The 23320-nt window shown below is 62.9% G+C and carries 20 protein-coding genes; 10 read left to right on the top strand and 10 right to left on the bottom strand.

Annotated features, from left to right (window positions below; translation table 11 throughout):
• Positions 1-9: 9 nt before the first annotated feature.
• Positions 10-2736: an alpha-1,6-glucosidase domain-containing protein gene (locus ACXZ1M_RS07835; RefSeq protein WP_459053984.1), complete on the bottom strand. Its 2727-nt coding sequence runs from the start codon at positions 2734-2736 to the stop codon at positions 10-12.
• A gap of 176 nt (positions 2737-2912) precedes the next feature.
• Here ACXZ1M_RS07835 and ACXZ1M_RS07830 point away from each other — a divergent pair, with 176 nt between their 5' ends.
• Positions 2913-3980, top strand: coding sequence for a helix-turn-helix domain-containing protein (locus ACXZ1M_RS07830; protein WP_459052609.1), 1068 nt, complete (start codon positions 2913-2915; stop codon positions 3978-3980).
• A 79-nt stretch (positions 3981-4059) separates the two neighbouring features.
• On the top strand, positions 4060-4611 hold the full coding sequence (locus ACXZ1M_RS07825; protein WP_459052608.1) for a discoidin domain-containing protein: 552 nt from the start codon (positions 4060-4062) through the stop codon (positions 4609-4611).
• A 61-nt stretch (positions 4612-4672) separates the two neighbouring features.
• On the opposite strand, the gene ACXZ1M_RS07820 is transcribed toward ACXZ1M_RS07825, so the two are convergent.
• Complete coding sequence (locus tag ACXZ1M_RS07820; RefSeq protein WP_459052607.1) at positions 4673-6220, bottom strand: POT-type proton-dependent oligopeptide transporter; 1548 nt, start codon at positions 6218-6220, stop codon at positions 4673-4675.
• A 217-nt stretch (positions 6221-6437) separates the two neighbouring features.
• Between ACXZ1M_RS07820 and ACXZ1M_RS07815 the strand changes: the two genes are divergently transcribed.
• Positions 6438-8075 (top strand): alpha-glucosidase family protein, encoded by a 1638-nt coding sequence (locus ACXZ1M_RS07815; protein WP_459052606.1) that lies wholly within the window; start codon positions 6438-6440, stop codon positions 8073-8075.
• Positions 8076-8142: 67 nt separating this feature from the next.
• A complete protein-coding gene (locus tag ACXZ1M_RS07810) occupies positions 8143-10017 on the top strand; it encodes a glucokinase (protein WP_459052605.1) in 1875 nt (624 codons plus the stop codon).
• A 3-nt stretch (positions 10018-10020) separates the two neighbouring features.
• Here the strand turns inward: ACXZ1M_RS07810 and ACXZ1M_RS07805 are convergent, their stop codons facing one another.
• Positions 10021-12171 (bottom strand): TonB-dependent receptor, encoded by a 2151-nt coding sequence (locus ACXZ1M_RS07805; protein WP_459052604.1) that lies wholly within the window; start codon positions 12169-12171, stop codon positions 10021-10023.
• 158 nt (positions 12172-12329) lie between these two features.
• Here ACXZ1M_RS07805 and ACXZ1M_RS07800 point away from each other — a divergent pair, with 158 nt between their 5' ends.
• Complete coding sequence (locus ACXZ1M_RS07800; RefSeq protein WP_459052603.1) at positions 12330-12851, top strand: PadR family transcriptional regulator; 522 nt, start codon at positions 12330-12332, stop codon at positions 12849-12851.
• Entirely contained in the window at positions 12848-14092 is a 1245-nt protein-coding gene (locus ACXZ1M_RS07795; protein ID WP_459052602.1) for an MFS transporter, read from the top strand. Before ACXZ1M_RS07800 ends, ACXZ1M_RS07795 begins: the two co-directional genes overlap by 4 nt.
• A 6-nt stretch (positions 14093-14098) precedes the next feature.
• Here the strand turns inward: ACXZ1M_RS07795 and ACXZ1M_RS07790 are convergent, their stop codons facing one another.
• Positions 14099-14677 (bottom strand): hypothetical protein, encoded by a 579-nt coding sequence (locus ACXZ1M_RS07790; RefSeq protein ID WP_459052601.1) that lies wholly within the window; start codon positions 14675-14677, stop codon positions 14099-14101.
• Between the two features lie 193 nt (positions 14678-14870).
• Here ACXZ1M_RS07790 and ACXZ1M_RS07785 point away from each other — a divergent pair, with 193 nt between their 5' ends.
• Genes ACXZ1M_RS07785 through ACXZ1M_RS07770 form a run of 4 tightly spaced genes read left to right on the top strand, consistent with a single transcriptional unit; the run spans position 14871 to position 17734 of the window.
• The gene (locus ACXZ1M_RS07785; protein WP_459052600.1) at positions 14871-15758 is read left to right on the top strand and encodes a 2-dehydro-3-deoxygalactonokinase; all 888 of its coding nucleotides are present in this window, start codon (positions 14871-14873) and stop codon (positions 15756-15758) included.
• Between the two features lie 2 nt (positions 15759-15760).
• On the top strand, positions 15761-16384 hold the full coding sequence (locus tag ACXZ1M_RS07780; protein WP_373988664.1) for a 2-dehydro-3-deoxy-6-phosphogalactonate aldolase: 624 nt from the start codon (positions 15761-15763) through the stop codon (positions 16382-16384).
• A 33-nt stretch (positions 16385-16417) separates the two neighbouring features.
• Positions 16418-17299: an SMP-30/gluconolactonase/LRE family protein gene (locus ACXZ1M_RS07775; protein WP_459052599.1), complete on the top strand. Its 882-nt coding sequence runs from the start codon at positions 16418-16420 to the stop codon at positions 17297-17299.
• 9 nt (positions 17300-17308) lie between these two features.
• A complete protein-coding gene (locus tag ACXZ1M_RS07770) occupies positions 17309-17734 on the top strand; it encodes a DUF7684 family protein (RefSeq protein ID WP_459052598.1) in 426 nt (141 codons plus the stop codon).
• Here the strand turns inward: ACXZ1M_RS07770 and ACXZ1M_RS07765 are convergent, their stop codons facing one another.
• From ACXZ1M_RS07765 to ACXZ1M_RS07740, 6 genes are all read right to left on the bottom strand, one after another.
• The gene (locus ACXZ1M_RS07765) at positions 17735-18163 is read right to left on the bottom strand and encodes a VOC family protein (RefSeq protein ID WP_459052597.1); all 429 of its coding nucleotides are present in this window, start codon (positions 18161-18163) and stop codon (positions 17735-17737) included.
• Positions 18164-18234: 71 nt separating this feature from the next.
• Positions 18235-18663, bottom strand: coding sequence for a VOC family protein (locus ACXZ1M_RS07760; protein WP_459052596.1), 429 nt, complete (start codon positions 18661-18663; stop codon positions 18235-18237).
• Positions 18664-18748: 85 nt separating this feature from the next.
• Positions 18749-19807 (bottom strand): GGDEF domain-containing protein, encoded by a 1059-nt coding sequence (locus ACXZ1M_RS07755; protein ID WP_459052595.1) that lies wholly within the window; start codon positions 19805-19807, stop codon positions 18749-18751.
• 151 nt (positions 19808-19958) lie between these two features.
• Complete coding sequence (groL, locus tag ACXZ1M_RS07750; RefSeq protein ID WP_459052594.1) at positions 19959-21602, bottom strand: chaperonin GroEL; 1644 nt, start codon at positions 21600-21602, stop codon at positions 19959-19961.
• Between the two features lie 46 nt (positions 21603-21648).
• Positions 21649-21939 (bottom strand): co-chaperone GroES, encoded by a 291-nt coding sequence (gene groES / locus ACXZ1M_RS07745; RefSeq protein ID WP_008451606.1) that lies wholly within the window; start codon positions 21937-21939, stop codon positions 21649-21651.
• A gap of 228 nt (positions 21940-22167) precedes the next feature.
• The gene (locus ACXZ1M_RS07740) at positions 22168-23319 is read right to left on the bottom strand and encodes a YdcF family protein (protein ID WP_459052593.1); all 1152 of its coding nucleotides are present in this window, start codon (positions 23317-23319) and stop codon (positions 22168-22170) included.
• Between the last annotated feature and the right edge of the window lies 1 nt (position 23320).

Below are 23320 nucleotides of genomic sequence, written 5' to 3'. Positions count from 1 at the left end.
GGTCGGCTGTTATGGGGTAGCGATAGTATCCACGAAAACGACGGCGCTGCGCGCGGGGATGGTGTAGGTGCCGCTGGCTCGGTCGAATTTGGCTTCCGATGCCACGCGCTTGTCCGCCGCGTTGGCGCTGGTGTGGACCGGGTGTAGCTTGTAGTTGCGGCCTTGTTCCGCCGGCACGGTGATGCGCTGCGCGGTCTTGTCAACGTTGATCAGGTATGTGATGGATTTGAATCGCGCGCCGGCGTAGCCCTGGCCGTCGATGTGGGCTGCGATCACCGTTGGCACCTGCGACGGGCCAGTGTTGAAGAAGCGCAGGCGCTGCTTGATGTCCTCCGAAGTGCGCAGGCGGAACAGGGTGCTGCTGGAACGGATCGCCAGCAGGTCGCGGAAGGCGTCGCGCGCCCAAGCGATATCGGCCGGTGCAGGCTTGATGGCGGCGTTGCGCAGCAAGGGCTTGAGCAGCGCGTAGTCCTTGCCGTTGTCGGCCGCCGGCGGCAGGCCGGTACCGTAGTAGTTGTCCTGGTAGGTCCAGTCCAGGCGATTGAACCAGTCGCCCGATTCGAAGCTGTTGCGGTCCAGCGATTTGGAACGCAGGATGTCGAAGCCGGCGTGGAAGTAGGCCACGCCCTGGCTGAAGGCGTTGATGGCTGCCCCCAGCATCTGCACCTGCGCGCGTTCACGCGCGGTGGTCGCCTGCGGCAGCTTGAAGGCGTTGATGTCGTACAGGGTCTGGTTGTCGTGGTTCTCCACGTAGTTGACCGTTTCACCCGGTTCGCTGGCGTAGCCGGCCGGCTGGTTGCCGCCGTAGACGATGTCCTGCAGCGCCACGGTGCGGCCGTCTGCGGTGGGCAGCGGATAGCTGCGGATGGTACCAGCCAGTCCGGCCTTCACCATGTCGGAGGCGGCCAGCAGATCGCTGGCGGGGCGCTGGCGGGCCTGCGCGTTGGCGTCGTAGACCAGGCCATTGATGTAGCCTTGCTGGGTGATGAGCTGCACGCCGCTGTCGCCGGCGCCGCCGCCGCGCACGGCGTCGCGCGCGCGGTCGCTGAAGGTGCCGATGCCGCTGCCGTTCAGCGACAACTGCGAGGCCTGCACGAAGCGCGCGCCGTCGGCCACTTCGCCGAAGTTCCAGCCTTCGCCGATCAGGTTGATCGGTCGGCCGCTGCCGTGCTTGCCGACGCGCTGCTGCAGCTGCTCCATCACGGCGCGTGGCTGGTGGCCCATCAGGTCGAAGCGGAAGGAGTCGATCTTATAATGCTTGGTCCACAGGGCGACCGAATCCACCATCAGCTTGCCCATCATGAGGTTTTCGGTGGCGGTGTTGTCGCAGCAGGTGGAGCGTTCGATGTCGCCCTTGGCGTTCAGGCGATGGTAGTAGCCGGGCACTACGCGGTCCAGCACCGACTTCTCGTTCTGGCCGGCGATGTAGGTGTGGTTGTAGACCACGTCCATGCCGACGCGCAGGCCGGCCTTGTGCAGCGCCTGCACCATCTGGCGGAACTCGACGATGCGCTTGGCGCCGTCGGCTGGATCGGTGCTGTAGCTGCCTTCAGGGGCGCTGTAGTGGAACGGGTCGTAGCCCCAGTTGTAGCAGTCCTGGAACTTGACCTTTTCCACGATGGCTTGCTGCGCCTCGCTGTCCGGGGCTTCGGCTGGAATCACAGGCGCCACGCAGCCTTGCTCCGGCACGCTGCCGATGTCGTACACGGGCAGCAGGTGGATGTCCGTCATGCCTGCTTTGCTCAACGCGGCCAGGTGCTTCATGCCGTTGGACTTGGTCTCGGTGAAGGCGGTGTACTTGCCGCGATTGGCGGCGCTGACCGTGCCGTCGTTGATGGAGAAATCGCGCACGTGCAGTTCGTACACCGTCATGTCGGTTTGCGCGGCGACCTTGTTCGGCGCGGGCGTGCGCTCCCAGCCTGCGGGCTTCAAGCGCGCCGCGTCGAGGTCGACGACGTAGCTGCGTTTGGAATCGGTGGTCAGGCTGATGGAGTAGGGATCGGTGACCAGGTTGCGTACCAGGCCTGCGGTGGGCGTCACCACGTCCACCAGGTATTGATAGTATTCGCCGGCGCGGCTGCCGCGGGCGGACCAGATGCCGCTGGCGTCATCGCGTGTCATGGTCGTGATGGCGGTCGCCTTGCCGCTGTTGGTGGCGTAGGAGCACAGCGCCACGTTCTGCGCGGTGGGCGCCCACAGCTTGAAGCCGGCGTCGCGCGGGCCGACGGTGACGCCGAGATCTGCGGCCTTGGCCGCGTCGGCGTAGATGTCATCGAGCGCGCCGGCCAGTTGCAAAGAGGTGAAGTCGCGCACGGTGCCGTCTTCGGCTTCCAGCACGAGCAGCACTTGCCGCGTCAGCGCGACCGGTACGCGCGCCGGATCGGCGACGGCCAGCAGCGCGCCATTGCCGACGAATTTGAAGCGCTCGGGCGTGCCGCCTTCAAAGCGCGACAGCGTCAGCTCACCCTCCGCGCCGGTGACGCGTGCGCCTGGCGCGGCGCGCAGCAGCGCGGTGGAAGAGTAGTACAGCTTGAACACGCCGGCGCCGGCATCGACGCCAGGCCATTTGATCAGCTGGCGATTGAGCCAGTACGCACGGGCGTCGATGGCGGGCGCGGCACGCACGGTCGTGGCGAACGTTCCGTCGCAATCCGCCAGCGTCGGCGCGGCCGAAGCCCGCAGACAACTCAGCGCCAGCGCGCTCCCCAAGCCAACCACCACCAAGCGCTTACCCATCATATTCGGTCTCCGAGCCATAGATTAAGGTAGTGCAGTTACATCTACCTGCGAACTACCCCTGAGTTTGGCGGATATGGTACTCCAGAAACTGTAGTTTAGATACGGCGTCATTGTGCGCTATGATGGTGCTTAAGTTGCTAATTAGATATTAAATTGCTAGTTGCACACCAACCATGAATCCAGCTTACTCCTCTCCTGCCAGCCGGCTGATCGCCATGCGCGATCAACGCATTGTGCTGCCTCCGGCTGACGTGCCGCTCATACGCGGTCATTTCACGGTCATGCAGGAGCAGAAGCCGCTCCAGTTGCTGGCTTGGCGCGATTATCTCGACCGTTTCCTTGATGTGTCGATCCAGCGACAGCAACTGGCGCATGGTTTTCGCGGCGAGATTGATACCTATATCCTGCCGGACCTGATTTATCTGGACAGCCGTACCGGCGCGTTTTCCCAGAGCCGCAGCATTGCCCGCATTTCCACCGACAGCATGCGCGACTTTGTGTTCCATGTGGCGGTAGAAGGCATCGTGGAAACCACGACCACGCAGCCGTCTTCGCGTTCCAGCCAGTACACGCCGGGGATATTGGCGCTGGACATGAGCCAGCCCATGGCCATGGTGCGGCCGACGTCTGCGCGGGTGCTGGCGTTCTTTCTGCCGCGAGCCATGGTGCAGGCCGCGCTGCCCGATCCGGAGGCGATACATGGCCGCGTGGTCGGCTACACGACGCCGCTCACGCGCCTGATCTTGCATCAGGTTCGTCTCCTGTGCACGCAACTGCCGTCGCTGGCTAGCGATGCGCAGGCGCAGGCCATTCGCACGTGCGCGCAGTTGATCCTGGGGGCGTTCGGCAAGCAGCAACGCCTGGGCGATCATCAGCGCGCCGCCGCCCGCGCGGTGCTGCAGCGACAGATCGAGGAATACATCCAGGCCAATCTGCATCATGAGGATTTGTCGCCGGACAGCGTGATGCAGGCCTTCCCGGTGGCGCGGTCGACCATCTACCGCATGTTTGTTCCCCAAGGCGGCTTGCAAGCGTATATCCGCCATTGCCGGCTGCGCGAAGCTGCCGACGAATTGGTGACGATGCCGCAACTCTCGGTGTCGGAAATTGGCTATGGCTTGGGATTCAGTAGCGCGTCCGATTTTTCGCGGGCGTTCAGCCGCCAGTACGGCATGTCGCCGCGTGACTTTCGGGAGCAGGCGGGGATAGCGTTATTTAAAAATAATCTTTTTAATAAGTGAAACAGGCGGTCAAGTGCACGGGGATTCCGCGTGGAGAATGGGTTGGGCAGCACCTCAACATCAACTACAAGGGATCCTTATGAAACGCTATTTGCTCGCAACATCGATGGCCGTGCTGATCGGCCTGGCTGGCGCCGCGCAGGCCAGTACCAATGCAGCAGCCGGTCTTCCGTCGGCCAGCTACTCCGACAGCAGCAACTGGAACGGCTTGACCGCTGAATCGCTGTTCAACGGTGCATCCTGGAACGCCGGCACCGGCGACGCGCAGTGGGTGCAGGTCGACCTGCTGGGCACCAAGCAGATCACCGGCATCAGCTATGTCACCGATCAACTGCCAGATGGTCACAGCTGGCAGAAAATCTACATCTCCGACACCCCGATCGGCGAAGACTGGGCCAACCTGACGCCCACCCTGACATTCTCGGGCTATACGGTGGCGAACACGCCAATCTCCTTCAACTTCGGCGCCATCTCCGGCCGCTACGTGGAAATCGTGGCCTACAACGAGGGTAGCTGGACCGCCCTGCAAAAAGGCGTCATCACCGCCGTGCCAGAGCCTGAAACCTACCTGATGCTGCTGGCAGGCCTGGGCGCAGTAGGCTTCGCCGCCCGCCGCCGCAAAGCGGCATAAAGCGAGCGCAAAAAAAAGACGGCTGCGCGGATCATCCGCGTAGCCGTCTATCCCGTTTTGCTTATGCCGTCTTGCGGTAATTATCCACCATCTTGTAGCGCATGGCGTACAGCGCGAAGATGGCCGCCACCACCGCTGCGAACGCGGCGAAGAAGAACATCTGGAAGGCGATCGGGCTGAATCCGCTGCCGGCGATCCAGCCGCTCACCACATCGTTTTTCACCGCCGAGTTCACGATCAGCACCCACAAGTTGCCCACTGTGACGGCCAGGTACCAGAAGCTCAGGATGATGCCCTTCATCGGCGCCGGCGCCTGGCTGTAGGCGAATTCAAGTCCGGTGGCGGACACCAGCACTTCGCCCAAAGTCAGCAGCGCATACGGCAGCAGTTGCCACAGGATGGAGACGTGCTCGCCACCATCCATCCACAGCTGAATAATGCCGATCACCACCCACGACGATGCCGACAGCGCAATGCCCAGGCCCATGCGGCGCAGCTGCGTTGGCGTGATGCCGATCATGCGCATCAGCGGGAACAGCACGATATTGTTCAAGGGGATCAGCAGCATCACCAGAATCGGATTGACCGCTTGCATTTGCGCCGGCAGCAGCTTGAATTCCCAGCCGAGGATCGACAGCAGCGGGCTGTCCATCGAGTTGGCTTGCACGATCCAGGTCGATGCCTTCTGGTCGAACAGCGACCAGAACGGCGTGATCATGGCGAACACGATCAGGATGCGCAGCACGGCGCGCACGCCTTCCACCGCCGCATCGGTATGCTTGCCGCGCGCGCGGTCGAGCTGCATCGAGACGCCGACACCACCAAACGCCAGCAGCAGCACCAGCGCCGTGCAGGCTGCGATCACAAAGCCCCACGACGGCGTCATGCACAGCGACACCACGGCCGCGACCGCACCGGCGCCCGCCACCATCAGGCCGGGACGCGATTGGCCCGGTGCTTGCGCCAGCAGGGCGGTGCGCGCCACGCTGCTGAAGGAATCGGGATTCGGCGCGGCCGGCGGCACGTGCACATACTTTTTGCGGCCCAGCCAGAACACCGCCGTGGCAATCGCCATCAGGATGCCGGGGATGCCGAAGGCCACTGCCGGACCGTAGTCGCGCAGGAACACCGGCATCAGCAGCGAGGCGAAGAAGGAACCGAAGTTGATGATCCAGTAGAAGGCGTCGAACACCACCTTGGCGCGGTTCTTGTTGGTCTGGTCGAACTGGTCGCCGACAAACGCCACCACCAGCGGCTTGATGCCGCCCGAGCCGAAGGCGATCAGCGCCAGGCCGGTGTAGAAGCCGGTGATGTCATGCTCGAAGATCGCCAGGCAGGCATGCCCGGCCACGTAGATCAGGCTGAACCAGAACACCGTCTTGTATTTGCCCCAGAAGCGGTCCGCGATCCAGCCGCCCAGCAGCGGGAAGAAATACACGCCGATGACGAAGGTGTGGAAGATGTGTTTGGCTTCAGCCGTGCGCTCGGGCATCGGGATGAATAACAGCAGGGTGCTGAGCAGGAAAGGCGTCAGGATATTGCGCATGCCGTAGAAGCTGAAACGCTCGCAGCCCTCGTTGGCGATGATGTAGGGAATTTGCCGGGGCATGGGCCCATTGCCGTTATTACTCACGTATTCACTCCTGTATTGTGTAGTTTGACTACTATTTTTTATCTCAAGTATTCGGGTGAAAATACCTAAGTTTTTGTTTTTTAAAGATTATTCATGATATTCGTTAAGCCGGTCGCCGATTGAAAAATCTGTTTTCGTGATGTATATTCTCTACAAAAAACAATCCCACAGACAGCCAACCCCGGATTCTCTTATGACCAAGCAACTTACTCAAGTCTCCCCGCACTCCCCAGACTGGTATCGCGAAGCGATCATCTACCAGGTTTACCCTCGTAGTTACATGGATAGCAACGGCGACGGCGTGGGCGATTTGCCTGGCATTACGGCAAAGCTGGACTATATCGCATCGCTGGGCGTGGACATCGTCTGGATTTCCCCGTTCTTCAAATCGCCGATGAAAGACTTCGGCTACGACATTTCCGATTACTGCGACGTCGATCCGCTGTTCGGCACCCTGGCCGACTTCGACGTGCTGATCGCCAAGGCACACAGCCTCGGCCTGAAGATCATGATCGACCAGGTGATGGCCCACACTGCGGAAGATCATGCCTGGTTCAAGGAAAGCCGCGCCAGCCGCGATAATCCAAAAGCCGACTGGTACGTCTGGTCCGATCCGGCGCCGGACGGCAATCCGCCGAACAACTGGATGTCGGTGTTCGGTGGTTCGTCGTGGCAGTGGGACACGCGCCGCCGCCAGTACTACCTGCACAATTTCCTGGTCAGCCAGCCGCAGCTGAACTTCCACAATCCGGAAGTACAGCAGGCCCACCTTGACGCCCTGCGTTTCTGGCTGGAGCGCGGCGTGGACGGCATCCGCCTGGACGCCTGCAACTTCCACTTCCATGATCTGGAACTGCGCAGCAATCCGCCGGCCACCGTGCGCGACACCGCCACCGTGTCGGACGTCAACCCATACGGCATGCAAGCCCACATCTACGACAAGACCCGTCCCGAGAACCTGCCGTTCCTGCAAAAGCTGCGCAAGCTGCTGGACGAATACCAGGCTGTCTCGATCGGCGAAGTCGGCGCCGACGATTCGCTGGCCGTGATGGCCGAGTACACCGCCGGCGGCGACAAGCTGCAAATGGCCTACAGCTTCAACCTGCTGGTGCCGCAGTGCTCCTCGCACTACATCCGCAAGCAGGTGGAAGCGTTCGAGGCGCGCGTGAAGGGCGGCTGGGCTTCGTGGTCGGTTGGTAACCACGACGTGCAGCGCGTGGCGTCGCGCTGGGGCGGCCCATCGGCGCCGCAGTCCTTCGCCAAGCTGGTGCTGGCAATGCAGCTGTCGCTGAAAGGCACGCCGTGCCTGTACCAGGGCGACGAACTGGCCTTCGCCGAAGCGGATGTGCCGTTCGAACTGTTGCAAGACCCGTATGGCATCACCTTCTGGCCGGAGTTCAAGGGGCGTGACGGCTGCCGCACGCCGATCGCCTGGTCGAACGACGCCAACGGCGGCTTCACCACCGGCAAGCCATGGCTGCCGGTATCGCCGGACCACCTGGCCAAGGCGGCCTCGGTGCAGGAACAGGACCAGGAATCGTCGCTGGCCTTCACGCGTGCCTTCATCGCCTGGCGTCGCCAGCATCCGCAACTGCTGCGCGGCGATATCGAATTCTTCGACACGCAGGACGCCGTGCTGGCGCTGCGCCGCGATCTGCAAGGCGAACGCAGCATCCTTGCCGTGTTCAACCTGAGCGACCAGGCGCAGACCGTGGACCTGCCGCAAAGCGCGGGCGCCGAGCAACTGCACGGCTACGGCTTGCCGGGCGATGCGGCGGACGGCAAGGTGAGCTTGCCTGCTTACGGCGCATGGTTCGGCTACGCGGCATAGCGGGATTTCCTTCTTAACATCACGTATTTCGGGTATGCTTCCGCCAACTGTTTTGACTGAAACGACGATGAAACAAGCAGAAGTAGAACAAAAGCTCAATCGCACCGCCTTCGCGGACGGCCCGCGCTTGCTGGCCGACATCGGCGCCACCCACGCACGTTTCGCCCTGCAGACCGCCCCCGGCGAGTTCCGCGCGGTGCGCGTGCTCAAGTGCGATGACTACCCGGACATCGTGGCCATGCTGCGCTCCTACCTGGCCGACCACGCCGGCGTCAACCTGAACCACGCGGCGCTGGCGGTGGCCAACCCGGTCAGCGGCGACTACATCCGCATGACCAACCGCGACTGGGAATTCTCCACCGACGAAGTGCGCCGCGTGCTCGGCCTGCACACGCTGCTGGTGGTGAACGACTTCACCGCGCTGGCGATGTCGCTGCCGGGCCTGAAGCCGGCGGACCTGATGCAGGTGGGCGGCGGCAAGCCGGCCTCCAACTCCGTGATCGGCGTGCTGGGACCGGGCACCGGCCTGGGCGTATCGGGCGTGATCCCGACGGTGGACGGCTTCGTCACCCTCGGCTCCGAAGGTGGTCACACCAACTTCGCGCCGGCCGACGAACGCGAATACGCCATCCTGCAATACGCATGGCAAACCTGGTCGCACGTATCGACCGAGCGCCTGATCTCCGGCCCCGGCATGGAAATCATCTACCGCGCCATCGCCAAGCGCAACGGCCGCCAGGTGCGCGATTTGACGTCGCAGGAAATCATCTCCGGCGCGCTGACCGACAAAGACCCGCTGTGCCTGGAAGTGCTGGAATGCTTCTGCGCCATGCTGGGCGGCGCCACCGCCAACCTGGCCGTGACGCTGGGCGCGTTCGGCGGCATGTTCATCGGCGGCGGCATCGTGCCGCGCCTGGGCGACTGGTTCACCACCTCGCCGTTCCGCGCACGCTTTGAAGCCAAGGGCCGCTTCACCAGCTACCTGGCCGAGATTCCAACCTACGTCATCACCACGCCGAATCCGGCGTTCTACGGCGTGGCGACGATTCTGTCCGAACACCTGCGCGGACGCAGCGGCGCCAACACGCTGATGGAGCGCGTGCAGCACCTGCAGCACGAACTGACGCCGGCCGAGCAGCGCGTGGCGCAGCTGGTGCTGGAGCAGCCGCGCTTGGTGTTGAACGAACCGATCGCCGACATCGCGCGCCTGGCCGAAGTCAGCCAGCCGACCGTGATCCGCTTCTGCCGCTCGCTGGGCTTCCTCGGCCTGGCCGACTTCAAGCTGAAGTTCGCCAGCAGCCTGACCGGCGCGATTCCGGTGCGCCACAGCCAGGTGCGCGTCAGCGACAGCACGCACGACCTGAGCGCCAAGGTAATCGATAATACGGTTTCCGCGATTCTGAAATTCCGCGACCAGCTGGACGTGCGTTCGCTGGACAAGGCGATCGCCCTGGTGGCGAAAGCCAAGCGCGTGGAGTTCTACGCCATGGGCAATTCGCGCGTGGTGGCGCTGGACGGCCAACACAAATTCTTCCGCTTCCGCATTCCGACCTCGGCCTACGGCGACTCGCACCTGTTGACGCTGGCGGCCGAGCTGCTCAATCCGGGCGACGTGGTGATCGCCATTTCCAATTCCGGCAAGCTGCCGGACCTGCTGGCGGCGGTGGACGCCGCGCGCGCGGCCGGCGCCGACGTCATCGCCATCACCTCCAGCAATTCGCCGCTGGCCAAGAAGGCCAGCGTCTGCCTGACGGTCGATCACACGGAAGACAGCACCACCTTCCTGTCGATGATCTCGCGCATCCTGCAACTGCTGCTGATCGACATCCTCTCGGTTGGCATCTCGCTGGACGCGCAGAACTCGCGCCTGGTGGTCGAACACAAGGCCGGTAACGGCGAGGCGGACAACCGCCGCCTCCTGATCTCCCACCTGGACGGCTAAGTTCTACAGCTTGTAGCGCAGCGTCAACGCGACGCTGCGCGGCATGCCGGGAAGGCTCAGGTTAGGGCTGGAGCCGTGTCCGGAGACGATGTAGCGCGCATCGCCGATATTGTTGACGTTGAGCTGCAGCTCGTAGTTCCCGGCCTGGTATGCCAGCATCGCATCGGCCGTCACGTAGCCCGGCAGCGCGACCGTATTGCCCGCATTGGCGAAGCGCTGCCCCACCGCATTGACGCCACCGCCGGCCTTGAAGCCATATCCCAATTCCTTGGTCAGCCACAGGTTGCCGCTGTTACGTGCGGTCAGCGTGGCGCGCTTGCCCTGGATGGGGATGGCGGCGGCCACGGTTTTTCCCACCTGATTGACGCTGGTATCGACGGCGACGGATTCCGTGATGGTGGCATCGGTGTAGGCGTAGCCGGCGATACCTTTCCAACCGTCGCCGAGATCGGCGCTGAACGTCAGCTCCAGGCCGTCGGAACGCTGCTTGCCGATCGGGACGATGCGGTTGGTCAGCGGATCGGTCACCTTGATGTTGTCGCGCTCCAGACGATACAGCGACACCGTTGCGTTGGCCCGTCCGCCCCACAGCTCGTACTTGCCGCCGACTTCCGCATTGCGCGTGATTTCCGGCGCCAGGTCGGCGTTGTTGGCGGCCAGCGCGAAGTTCTCGCCGCTAGGCTGGAACGAACGGCTCCACGACGCGTAATACGACTGCTGCCGGGTCGGCTGCCACACCAGGCCGGCGCGCGGGCTCCAGGCGGTATCGGTGCGCGCCAGGTTGGCGGTGGTGACGCCGGCCGCCGTGACAAGGCGGGACGCTTGCTTGAAGCTGTCGTAGCGCACGCCGGCCAGCGCCTTCCATTCTTCACTCAGCACCAGCGCATCCTGCAGGTAGACGGCTGAATTCTTGTAGGTGCCGAAGGTGTCGGTGCGCGCGCCCAGCTTGTTCGGATCGACCACCGGCAGCACCGGATTGAAGATCGACATATTCGTTTGCACCACGATGGCGGCGTTGCTGAAGGCGTCCTTGCTTTGCTGGCCGAACTCCACGCCGTAGAGCAGCTCGTGCTGGACATTGCCGGTGGCGATTTTCTGCGTCAGCTCGGTCTGGTTGGACCAGCCGTGTTCCTTGCGGCCCAGCTTGGCGTGCCCCAGCGACATGGTGCCGGCCACTTCGTTGATGTTGCCGGAGATGTTGGTGTTGTTGCGGTCCAGCGTGTAGTCGTAGTAGCGGAAGCCGTTGCGCAGCGACAGGCCGGGGCTGAACCGGTGCGTCAGCGTGGCGGCGGAAGAGGCCACGCGCGACTGGCTGTAGTCGGCCGTGGCCGCGTTGGCCGCGCCGTAGTAGGTGGCCGGATCGACAAACACCGGGCGGCCGTTATAGGAAGGGATGCCGAAGTCGGTGAGGCGGCGGTCTTCCAGGTAATCGGCCTGCAGCAGCAGCTTGGTGTCGCTGGAGAAGCGCAGGGCCACCGAAGGCGCCAGCGCGCTACGGTCGAGGAATTGCTGCGAGCGGTAGCTGTCCGCTTTTTCGCGCGCGCCGGTGAGGCGCCAGGCCACCGTTTCGCCCGCCCGGCCGAAGTCGATTTCGCCGCGCCGGCCGGAATGGTCGCTCAGGCTTACACTGAGGTCGTTGACATCCGCGCCCGGTTTCTTGGTCACGCGGTTCACCAGGCCGCCGGAAGAGCCGCGGCCATACAGCACGGCCGCCGGTCCCTTGATGACCTCCAGCCGCTCGATGTTGGAGAGATCGCGGAAGTACAGCGCATCGTCGCGGAAGCCGTCGACGAACTGGTCGCCGATGGCGGTGAAGCCACGGATGAAGACCTGGTCGCGCTGGCCGTCGCCGGTGGACAAGCCGACACCGGGCACGGTCTTCAGAACATCCTGCAGCGAGGTGGCGTGCAAGTCCTTGATCACGGCGGCGGGAATCACATTCACAGTCTGCGGCACGTCTTTCAGATCCATGTCGATCTTGGTGGCGCCGCCGGAGCTGCGCGCCACGTAGTTGTTGTCGCTTTCCTTGGCGCCCACGACTTTGATGACCTGAAGCGGTTCATCCTCCGCATGGACCGCTGGCGTAAGCGCCAGCGTTGCCCAAACACTCGATACCGCAATACTTGCCGCTTTCTTTCTGAACCGCATGTGCATCCTCTGTAGGCGAAATTAGCAATTCTACATAAAAATCAGATAATATGGAATGAGAATCAATTGCATTTGGATTTTTCTGCTGTTACAAATCGCTACTTGAATTTTGGACTTTGTGAGTTAAGATATATCGTAATAAGTTATATCTTAAGGAGTTTTACATGCCACGTCCCGATCACCACCATCCTCACCATCCCCATCATCCTCACCACGGTCATGAAGGCGGCCCACGCGGTCGCGGGCCTAAGATGTTCGACGCCGGCGCCATGCGCTACGTCGTGCTGCAGCTGATCGCCGAGAAGCCGCGTCATGGCTACGAGATCATCAAGGAGCTGGAGCAGCGTTCCGGCGGCGGCTATTCGCCCAGCCCGGGCGCCATCTATCCGCTGCTGTCGATGCTGCTCGATATGGGCCATGTCGTCGCTTCGCCGGACGGCAACAAGAAGCTGCATACGATTACGCCGGAAGGCGAGGCTTTCCTGGCCGATAACCGCCAGTTCGTCGATGCAATCCTGGCCCGCATGGCCGAAGGCGATGAGCATCGCGAAGGCTTGCGCAACGCCATGCACGAGCTGAAGCACGCCGCCATCGAGCAGGCCCGCGCCAGCAACCACAGCCCTGAACGCATCGAGCAGATCCGCGCCATCCTGCGCCAGGCTGTTGCCGATATCAACGCGCTATGAGCGCCGTTCCATTGACGCCCGCGCGCGAGCGCCTGGTGCTGTGGCTGCTGGCGCTGACGCAGTTCACCGTCATCATGGATTTCATGGTGATGATGCCGCTGGCGCCGCAGCTGATGCAGGCCTTCCAGATCGAGCCGGCCGCCGTCTCGGGCGCGGTGTCGGCTTACGCCTGGTGCGCCGGCATCTCCGGCCTGGCCGCCGCCATGTATATCGACCGCTTCGACCGCAGGAAGCTGCTGCTGGTCGTGTTCGCCCTGTTCACGCTGTCCAACCTGGCCTGCGCCGCCGCGCCGAATTTCCATGTGCTGGTGCTGTCGCGCGCGTTTGCCGGGCTGACCGGCGGCATCCTCGGCGCCATCGTCATGGCCATCATCGGCGACCTGATTCCGGTGCATCGCCGTGGCGCCGCCACCGGCATCGTGATGACGTCGTTCAGCCTGGCCTCCGTGGCCGGCGTGCCGACCGGCGTGATGCTGGCCGCGCACTATGGCTGGGCCTCGCCGTTTTATATCCTGGTGCTGTGCTCGCTACCCATCCTGGTGCTGGCCGCGCGCACTCTGCCGGCGCTGGACAGCCACCTGCCCAACCGCGCGCCGTTGTCGGCCGCGCTGCCCAACCTGATTGCGCTGTACCGGGAGCCGGCGCACATCAAGGCTTTCCTGCTGTCGGCCATTAATATGACCACGGGCATGATGGTGATTCCCTTCATCTCGCCTGTGCTGGTCAGCAATGTGGGCCTGCAGCCGGCCGATATCACTTACATCTACCTGGCCGGCGGCATCGCCACGCTGTTCACCGCGCGCATGATCGGCAAGTGGTCGGACCGTTACGGCGCGCAGAAGCTGTACCGCATCGTGTCGCTGTTGTTCATTGCGCCGCTGCTGTTCATCACCCACATGCCGGTGATGCCGCTGGTGGGCGTGATCGTGTTCTTCCCGTTCTTCATGGTGCTGGCGTCCGGGCGGACGATTCCGATGCAGGCGCTGATGACCACGGTGCCGGACCCGGTCCGGCGCGGCGCCTTCCTGAGCGCCAACGCGGCGGTGCAGCAGGTGGGCACAGGTGTCGGTGCGCTGCTGGGCGGGCTGACCTTGCATACCGAGGCCTCCGGCCACATCGCCGGCTACGGCTTGAACGGCTGGATCGCGGTGGGGCTGGTGCTGCTGGCGGTGCTGTGGGTGGGGAGGGTACGCGGCGCCGCGAACCTGGCGGCGCCGGTGGCCGAGCCGAAAGCGGCCTAGCGGGGATTAGTTCTCGATGCTGGTGCGCTTGGCCGGGTGCTTCTCGCGCCGCCAGCGCGCCAGGCTGATGACTTCGTCGTTGGTGGCGTCTTCCACCAGGATTTCATCGTCGCTCGACGAGACCAGGAAGCTTTCCCAGCGCAGCGCCGATTCGGCGCTGTTTTCCACGTAGCTGAACTGCCAGTAGCTTTTGCCGTTGAGCTTGCGCGGCACCGGGTCGTATTCAAGCAGGCCGCCGTGGGCCTTGCCGCCGGTGTTCTTTTCGATCAGCGACGACCAGGCTTGCAGTTCCGGCAATGCCATCAGGGCGGCGGCGCCTTGTTCCTTGGTGCGCACGGCCTTCGGTTCGGCGGGCGGCGTCGGGTCCTTGATGTCGGCCGGACGCTGCGGCGCGGAGGCCGAGGCGGCTTTCTTGGCCGCGGCCGCGCTGCTGGCGCTGGCCGACGCGGCCACCGGCACCTTGACCGTCACCTTCGACTCGGCTGGCGTCGAACCAACATAATAGGCGGCCAAACCCAGCGCAACGACCGCTGTTGCCGCACCGGCGATAATCAGTTTGCGGGAGGACTGCTTGCTTAATTCCATGGGGGAAGGGTGTGGGACTATTTTATTGTCGGCCATACTAAACCAAAGGCATCTGAGGGGCAACTTTTTGCGGTGTTTCGCCGCTAGCCTATACTATTTTGGTATTCGTCCGGAGAGATATTTTATTGGCTGTTGACGGCGGTTTTTCGTACCATCGTTGCAGTATAAGCAAAGTACACAAAAGGATACGCTGGTGAACAAGAATATTGTGGGAATCGATTGGGGCACCAGCAACAGGCGTGCCTATCTGATCGATCAAACCGGCGCCTGTCTGGCCGAACATGAGGACGGCGAGGGCATGCTGGCCGTCGGCAGCCGCGACAAGTTCGGCCCGTCGCTGGCCGGCGTGCTGCAGGCCATGCAGCTGACGCCGGACCTGCCGGTGATCATGTCCGGCATGGTCGGCAGCGCTTCGGGCTGGCAGGAAGTCGATTACCTGGACGCCTCGGTGCCGCTGGAGCAGTTGCCGCAGCACCTGGCCGCCGTCACCGACCCGGCCTGGGCCGGCCGTGGCTACATCGTTCCTGGTTATGTTTATCGCAACGGCGCTTCGGCCGACGTCATGCGCGGCGAGGAAACCCAGCTGCTGGGCGCGGTGGTGCTCGGCCATCGCGACGGCTGGATCGTGCTGCCGGGCACCCACAGCAAGTGGGTGCTGCTGCGCGACGGCGTGATCCAGTCGATCGCCACCTACATGACCGGCGAGCTGTTCGCCATGCTGTCCAAGGGCGGCACCCTGTCGGCGATGATGAGCGGCGACGCCGCCGATGCCGAAGGCTTCGTCACCGGCCTGAATCAGGCGGCGCGCAACGAGCCGCTGTCCAACTCCCTGTTCCGCGTGCGCGCGGGCGTGGTGTCGCGTTCAGCGCCGGCGCAGCAGGCTGCGGCCACTGTCAGCGGCTTGCTGATCGGCGCCGAGTTCGCCGCCGCGCGCGACGCGCAGCAGGGCATCACCGTCATCGGTTCGCCGGCGCTGGCCGCGCGCTACGATGTCGCCGCCCGCCATTTCGGCCTGCAGTGTTCCGTGCTCGACCCGCACCTGGTGTATTGCACCGCCATTTCCCAATTCCTGAAAGCCTGATCATGACTACGCCATCCCATCCAACCACGCCGCTGGTCGCCATCCTGCGCGGCCTCGATCCTGCCGAAGCGGTTGATGTCGCCAAGGTGCTGTACGGCGCCGGCTTCCGTGCGCTGGAAGTGCCGCTCAACCGTCCGGGCGCGATCGAGGCGATTGCCGCCATCGTCAAGCTGGACCTGCCGGATACCCTGGTGGGCGGCGGCACCATGCTCAACGTCGGCCACGTGGAAGCCGTGCACGCCGCCGGCGGCCGCCTGCTGGTCTCGCCGAACTGCGTGCCGGCCGTGATCCGCCGCGCCGCCGACCTGGGCATGTACTGCGCGCCGGGCGTGGCCACGCCGACCGAGGCGTTTGCCGCGCTGGATGCGGGCGCGCACGCGCTGAAGATTTTCCCGGCCGAGTCGGTCGGCCACGGCGGCATCAAGGCGTTGAAAAGCGTGCTGCCGGCCGGTACGCCGGTGTGGCCGGTGGGCGGCGTCTCGCCCGAGACCATGGCGGACTGGGTCAAGGCCGGCGCCACCGGTTTCGGCATCGGCGGCGCGCTGTACACGCCGGGCGTGACGCTGGAACAACTGGCCGAACGCGCGGCCGCTTTCGTCGGCACCTGGCGTGCTTTGGCCGTATGATGGCGGCTGTCTAAAACTAACGGAATCGAACTGATGAGCAAGCATGACGTGCAGTGTCTGTGGGAAGTAAAAGCGCAACTGGGCGAGGGCCCGCTGTGGGTGGCGGAACAGAACCGCCTGTACTTTGTCGACCTGAAGAACCAGACCCTGCACGCGCAGGACGTGGTCACTGGCGCGCGCCGCAGCTGGGCTATGCCCGACTACATCTGCTGGCTGATCGCGCGCCGCGACGGCGACGGTTTCATGGCCGGCCTGCGCGACGGCATCGCCCGCGTGTGGCTGGAGCCGGAGCTGCGCATCGAATACCTGCATCGTCCGTTCCCGGCCGACAGCGGCCTGCGCATGAACGACGCCAAGGTCGATAGCGCCGGCCGCATCTGGGCCGGTTCCATGCACAACACCGACTACGCGCAGGACATCGGCATCCTGTTCCGCCTGGACACCGACCAGCAGCTGCACGCGATGGACCAGGGCTACCACATCTGCAACGGCCCGACCTTCAGCCTGGACGGCGCCACCATGTACCACACCGACAGCTACGAAGGCCGCACCTACGCCTATCCGTTGGCGGCCGACGGCACGCTGGGCGAACCGCGCGTGTGGCGCCAGTTCGGCGAAGGCGAAGGTTCGCCGGACGGCATGACGGTCGACAGCGAAGGCTGCGTGTGGATCGCGCAATGGGGCGGTAGCCGTGTGTGCCGCTATTCGGCCGAGGGCGAGTTGCTGGAAACGATCGCCGTACCGGTACGCAATCCGGCCTCCTGCACGTTTGGCGGCGCCGACCTGAAGACGCTGTACATCACCACCGCCAGCGAAGACAACACGCCCGAGCAGCTGGCCGCGCATCCGCTGACCGGCGCCGTGTTTGCCGTGCAGGTCGAAGTCGCCGGTGTGCCGGCCGCCCGTTTCGGCTAGAATGCGGGCATGCAAAGCCCAGCCCCCAAATACCTGCACCTCAGCCCTGACGCGGACCTTCCAGCACTGGAAGGCCTGCGTCAGTTCAAAGCGATTGTCGTGGTGGAGTCGGATGTCGACGAGACCATGATGTGGGACGTCAGCCGCTGGCTGATCGAATCCGGTTGCCTGTATGCGCTGGCGTGGGGCAAGGGCTGCGAAGCCTGGCGCGAGGCGATCGAGGATGCGGCGCTGGAGGCAGTCGATTATGAAGACGTGCCGGAAGCCCAAAAAGTCTTCATCACCGCGCACGACGATGAAGACCTGCAAGAGGCGTTCTGGTTCGCCCAGCACCGCGCCGTCCACCCCGCCCACGATCTCAATACCACCCTGATCGTCCACCTGGCCGACAGCCCGCGCCGCGACGAGCTGGAAGCCATGTACCACGACGCCTGATCAGCCTTCGCTGCGCGCCACGCTCAGCGACCACGAAACGCCGAAGCTATCCGTCAACATGCCGAACAACGGCGACCATTGCGCCGGCGCCAGCGGCACGATGACGCTGGCGCCTTCGGCAAGCTTGTGCCACAGGGCGCTGGCTTCTTCCGGCGTCTTCGCTTCTACAGCGACCATGAAGGCGTTCTGGCCCGCATCGTGCGGCGTATGCGACGGCACGTCGTAAGCCATCACGCGGAAGCCGCTCTCCGCCGCCACCTGTCCCCAGATCAGTTGATCGGCTTCGGCTTCGTTGGTGACCTGGCCGAAATCCCGATAGCTCATGGCCATCAATTCGCCACCGAAAACGGCCTGGTAAAAGCCGAGAGCTTTGCGCGCCTGGCCACGGAAGTTGAGGTGAGGAACAGCGCTGACGGTAGTTGGTTTCATCGAAGATCTCCTGTAAGAAAGTGAATCTCATTCTATGCAGGAGCGCTGTCAGTTTCTGTCAGTAGCCTGGTTCAAAAGGTGATCTTCACTGAAGGCGCGCTGCGCTTGGCGTCGCCATGGAACACGGCTTCGATGTTGTTGCCGTCCGGGTCGATCACGAAGGCGGCGTAGTAGCCGGGATGGTAGGGGCGCTCGCCGGGAGCGCCGTTGTCCTTGCCGCCGTTCTCCAGCGCCGCGTGGTAGAACGCTTCCACCATCGCGCGGTCCTTGGCCTGGAAGGCCAGGTGGTGGCGCCCGGTCAGCACGCCTTGCGCCGCCTCGCTGTCCGCCGTGGAGACGAACAGTTCATCGGCCCAGAAAAAACCGTCACCGGTGCCGCCGGGCGGAACGCCCAGCACCTCGAAAATAGCGGTATAGAATTTTTGCGAAGCAGGCAGGTCGCGCACGACCAGCTGGATATGATCGATCAAACGGCCGCGATGCAGTTCTTGCGTTTCCATGGCCAGGCTCCTCGAAAGGTGAGCAGCCGATTCTAGCGCAAAGCGATTTTTGCACGCGCCACGCAAATGGCCGGTCGCACAGCCGCTAGAGATTGCTTGCCAGCTCGTAGCGGTTCTTGCCGTTTTGCTTGGCTTGATACAGCAGGTCGTCGGCCAGCTTGTAGCTCACCGCCAGGTCGACGTTCTTCAACAGGCGCGCAACGCCAATGCTGACGGTCACGCCGCGATCCGGCAATGCCACCGCCTGCATTTTCTTCAGGATGCCTTCGGCGAATGAACACACCGAAGCCCTGTCGCCGCTGTGCACGATGGCGAATTCCTCGCCGCCCAGCCGGGCGCACAAATGCGGTCCCGATTGCTCGGCGATGACACCGCCGACTTTCTTCAGCACCTCATCGCCGACGTCGTGCCCGAGCTGGTCATTGATTTTCTTGAAGTTGTCGATGTCGATCATCAGGAAGTTGAGTTGGCTCTCGTTGCCATCCTCCAGCATCGCCAGCGCACTCTGGGTGAACATGCGGCGGTTGTTCATGCCGGTCAACGCATCCTTGAAGGCCATGGTCTGCAGCTCTTGCTCGGCATTGAAATTGCGCATCCGCAGCAGCAGGAATACCAGGTTGATGACAAAACCGATCAGCAGGCTGGCCGCCATGGTAAACGCGGGCCAGAGCGCATCGGCGCGCCCGCTATGGTCGGGGAAATAGTCCCATCCGAGGATCATCCACGTCATGACCGAGACGGCGTTGTAATACAGCACGCCGTTGAAGATGGGCGCGCTGGTCAGGGTGATGATCAGGCCGATCGGCAACACCCAGAAGGTCGGGTCTTCGACTTCCGCCAGCAGCACGCGAAAGCCCAGGCTCAGGAAGAACACCGATACCGCGCCGGCCAGGATGTTCAGCGTCAAGGTGCGCGAGAAGGCGGTCATGAAGGAGCCCAGCATCATGCCCGCAAAGACGGCGCCGGTGGCCGGCACGTTGTGGTCGGCGCCGGTGGGCAAGCACAGGTACAACACCAGCCAGCTGATCACGCCAAAAATCTGGGTGGCCAGCGTCATCAGGTGAACTTCCTTGAAAAAGCGCTTTTGCTGCGCCGGATTACCGATGAATAAGGCGTAATACAAGACACCTTGAAAGTTACTCATAAAACATCCTTATGAACTTACGTTAAGGAATGAATTATCAATTGTCCTCCAATGCCGGCAATCAACCAAGTGAATTTTTGATAAAAAAAGCCAGCCTCCGGAGAGACTGGCTATCTATGCAGCGAGGCTTAGGAACTAAGCCGGCCGGCTATTACATCATGCCGTCCATGCCACCCATGCCGCCCATGCCACCCATACCGCCCATGGCAGGCTTGTCTTCGCTGATTTCAGCAACCATGCAGTCGGTGGTCAGCATCAGGCCAGCGATCGAAGCTGCGTTTTGCAGTGCCGAACGGGTGACTTTTGCTGGGTCCAGAACGCCCATTTCGACCATGTCGCCGTAGGTGCCGTTGGCAGCGTTGTAACCGTAGTTACCCGAGCCGGCCAGAACCGCTGCAACCACGACCGACGATTCTTCGCCGGCGTTTTGCACGATCATGCGCAGTGGCTCTTCCATGGCGCGCAGAACGATCTTGATGCCTGCGTCCTGGTCCGGATTGTCGCCTTTCAGGCCTTGCACTTGAGCGCGTGCGCGCAGCAGGGCAACGCCGCCGCCTGGCACGATGCCTTCTTCCACGGCAGCGCGGGTAGCGTGCAGTGCATCTTCAACGCGGGCTTTCTTTTCTTTCATTTCAACTTCGGTGGCTGCACCGACTTTGATCACCGCAACGCCGCCTGCCAGTTTGGCAACGCGCTCTTGCAGTTTTTCACGGTCGTAGTCCGAGGTCGCTTCTTCGATCTGCACGCGGATCTGCTTGACGCGCGCTTCGATGTTTGCAGCTTGGCCGGCGCCGTCGATGACGATGGTGTTTTCCTTGCCGACTTCGATGCGCTTGGCTTGACCCAGTTCTTCCAGGGTGATTTTTTCCAGGGTCAGGCCGACTTCTTCAGCAACAACCTGGCCGCCGGTCAGGATGGCGATGTCTTCCAGCATGGCTTTGCGACGGTCGCCGAAGCCTGGGGCTTTCACGGCTACGGTTTTCAGGATGCCACGGATGTTGTTGACCACCAGGGTCGCCAGCGCTTCGCCTTCGATGTCTTCGGCGATGATCAGCAGAGGACGGCCCGACTTGGCGATTTGTTCCAGGATCGGCAGCAGATCACGGATGTTCGAGATTTTCTTGTCGCACAGCAGGACGAATGGGTTGTCCAGAACGGCAACTTGTTTTTCCTGGTTGTTGATGAAGTATGGCGACAGGTAGCCGCGGTCGAACTGCATACCTTCAACGATGTCCAGCTCGTCGTTCAGCGACTTGCCGTCTTCCACGGTGATGACGCCTTCTTTGCCGACTTTTTCCATCGCTTCAGCGATGCGGTCGCCGATCGACGAATCCGAGTTGGCCGAGATCGAACCGACCTGGGCGATTTCCTTGGTGGTGGTGCAAGGACGGGCGATGGCAGCGATCTGCTCGACGGTGGCAGCAACTGCCTTGTCGATGCCGCGCTTCAGGTCCATTGGGTTCATGCCGGCGGCAACGAACTTCATGCCTTCGCGCACGATGGCTTGGGCCAGCACGGTGGCGGTGGTGGTGCCGTCGCCGGCGTTGTCGCTGGTGCGGGAAGCAACTTCCTTGACCATTTGCGCGCCCATGTTCTGCAGCTTGTCTTTCAGCTCGATTTCCTTGGCAACGGATACGCCGTCCTTGGTGACGGTAGGGGCGCCGAACGAACGTTCCAGCACAACGTTGCGGCCTTTCGGGCCCAGGGTGACTTTAACTGCGTTGGCCAGGACGTTGACGCCTTCAACCATTTTGGCGCGCGCTGCGTCGCCGAAGATTACTTCTTTAGCTGCCATGTTATTAACTCCTTAAGGGTATTAAGTGGGATCGGTGGGTCAAGAATTACTTGACGACGATCGCCATGATGTCTTCTTCGCGCATGACCATCAGTTCTTGACCGTCAACTTTGACGGTTTGGCCGGCGTATTTGCCGAACAGAACGCGGTCGCCTACTTTGACATCCAGAGGACGGACTTTGCCATCTTCCAGGATCTTGCCATTGCCTACCGCCAGGACTTCGCCTTGGTCTGGTTTTTCAGCAGCCGCATCAGGGATGATCAGGCCGGACGCAGTTTTGGTTTCCTGGTCGAGGCGTTTGACGATTACGCGATCGTTCAAAGGGCGAAGGTTCATTCAAAACTCCTTAATATTAACAATGGTACAGTTTGTTGTCGTTTCAATCAGATTGCTACGACGAAAAGTTTGGCTTGAGGCTGTTAGCACTCAACCTGAACGAGTGCTAATTATAGGGACGACCTTGGTGCATTTCAAGGCAAACACTTCGCGAAACATGAAAAAGGAAGCTAAATGATGCAGATATGACTACGGCCAGGCGGGTTTCCGCCTGGCCGTTGAGGGAGATCAAGGATCGAGCGGGTCGGCCGGATCGATGCGCAGCGACTTGGAGGATGGTCGGAATGTCAACTCCGTGGGCGACAAACGCTGGCCGACGGCGCCCGGCGCATAGCCCAGCTCCTTCAGGTTGCGGGCCGCGAACTCGGCGCTTTCGATGTAGCTGCTCTGGCTGACGTTGGTGATGATCAGGCTGTCCTTGTCCAGCGGCGCCCCCATGGCCACCAGCCGGCGCGTGACGTTGCGCAGGTTGGTGGTGGTGTGGCGGGCATACGGCTCGATGATGATGGACTCGGCCGGCACGCCGTAACGCTCGATCAGCGCCTTGCGCATTTCGACCGCCTCCACAAAGCGCGTGTTTTTCGGATGCACCGAGGCGCCGCTGAAGATGATGAAGGGCGCCACGCCCTCGCTGAAGCGCTGGGCCGCCAGCCGCACGTTGAGCTTGCCGCGCGCGCTCAAGGGCATGCCGGGCACTTCCGGGCCGATGCCGGGAATGATGATGGCCGTGTACTTGAACAGCTTCCAGTCGATGATGCCGGCGCGGCCCAGCGCGGCGCCGTTGTGCGCCAGGTCCAGCGGCTCGAAGGCGACGGCGTCGTTGCGGTCGTTGGCGTCGAGCAGGGCGACCGCCAGTTGCAGGCTCGGGTCCAGCGTGAGGGCGGCATCGTCGGCGCCGGCCTTGGCCATCCAGGCCGCATCGGCCACCGTGGCCTTGAAGCCGGCGCTGCCGGCCTGGTCGAGCGGACCGTCGATCAGTGGATAGCGCGGCGCCGCGCCCAGGCCGTAGACCTGGATGATGCTGTTCAGGCCGCGCAGCTCGCGGCCGACCTGGGCCTTGACGCCGTCATCCGGCAACGCGGCCTTGCACCAGGTGGACAACGGCGCCTTGGCTGCGGCGCTGGCCAGGTCGTCGATTTCGCGTTCGCTCCAGATGCCGGCGTTGAGCACGCAAGCCGGTGCCTGCTTGCAGGCGTCGATGCGGGCGCGGCGCTCGGCCAGCGTGGCGGAATTGGCATGGGCATTACCCATATCTATCAACGCCGGGAACAACTGATTGGCGATCAGCGACCAGTGCTGGTCGCGCAGCGGTGCGGCGCCGCCCGGCAGGGCGGTGAGGAGGGATAGTGCCAGTAGTGTGAGTGTCGATTTTTTCATCATC

The sequence above is a fragment of the Duganella paludis genome, assembly GCF_054461335.1.
Note: the sequence above shows the minus strand (reverse complement) of the source record. Positions and strands in the feature narration are given on the sequence as shown.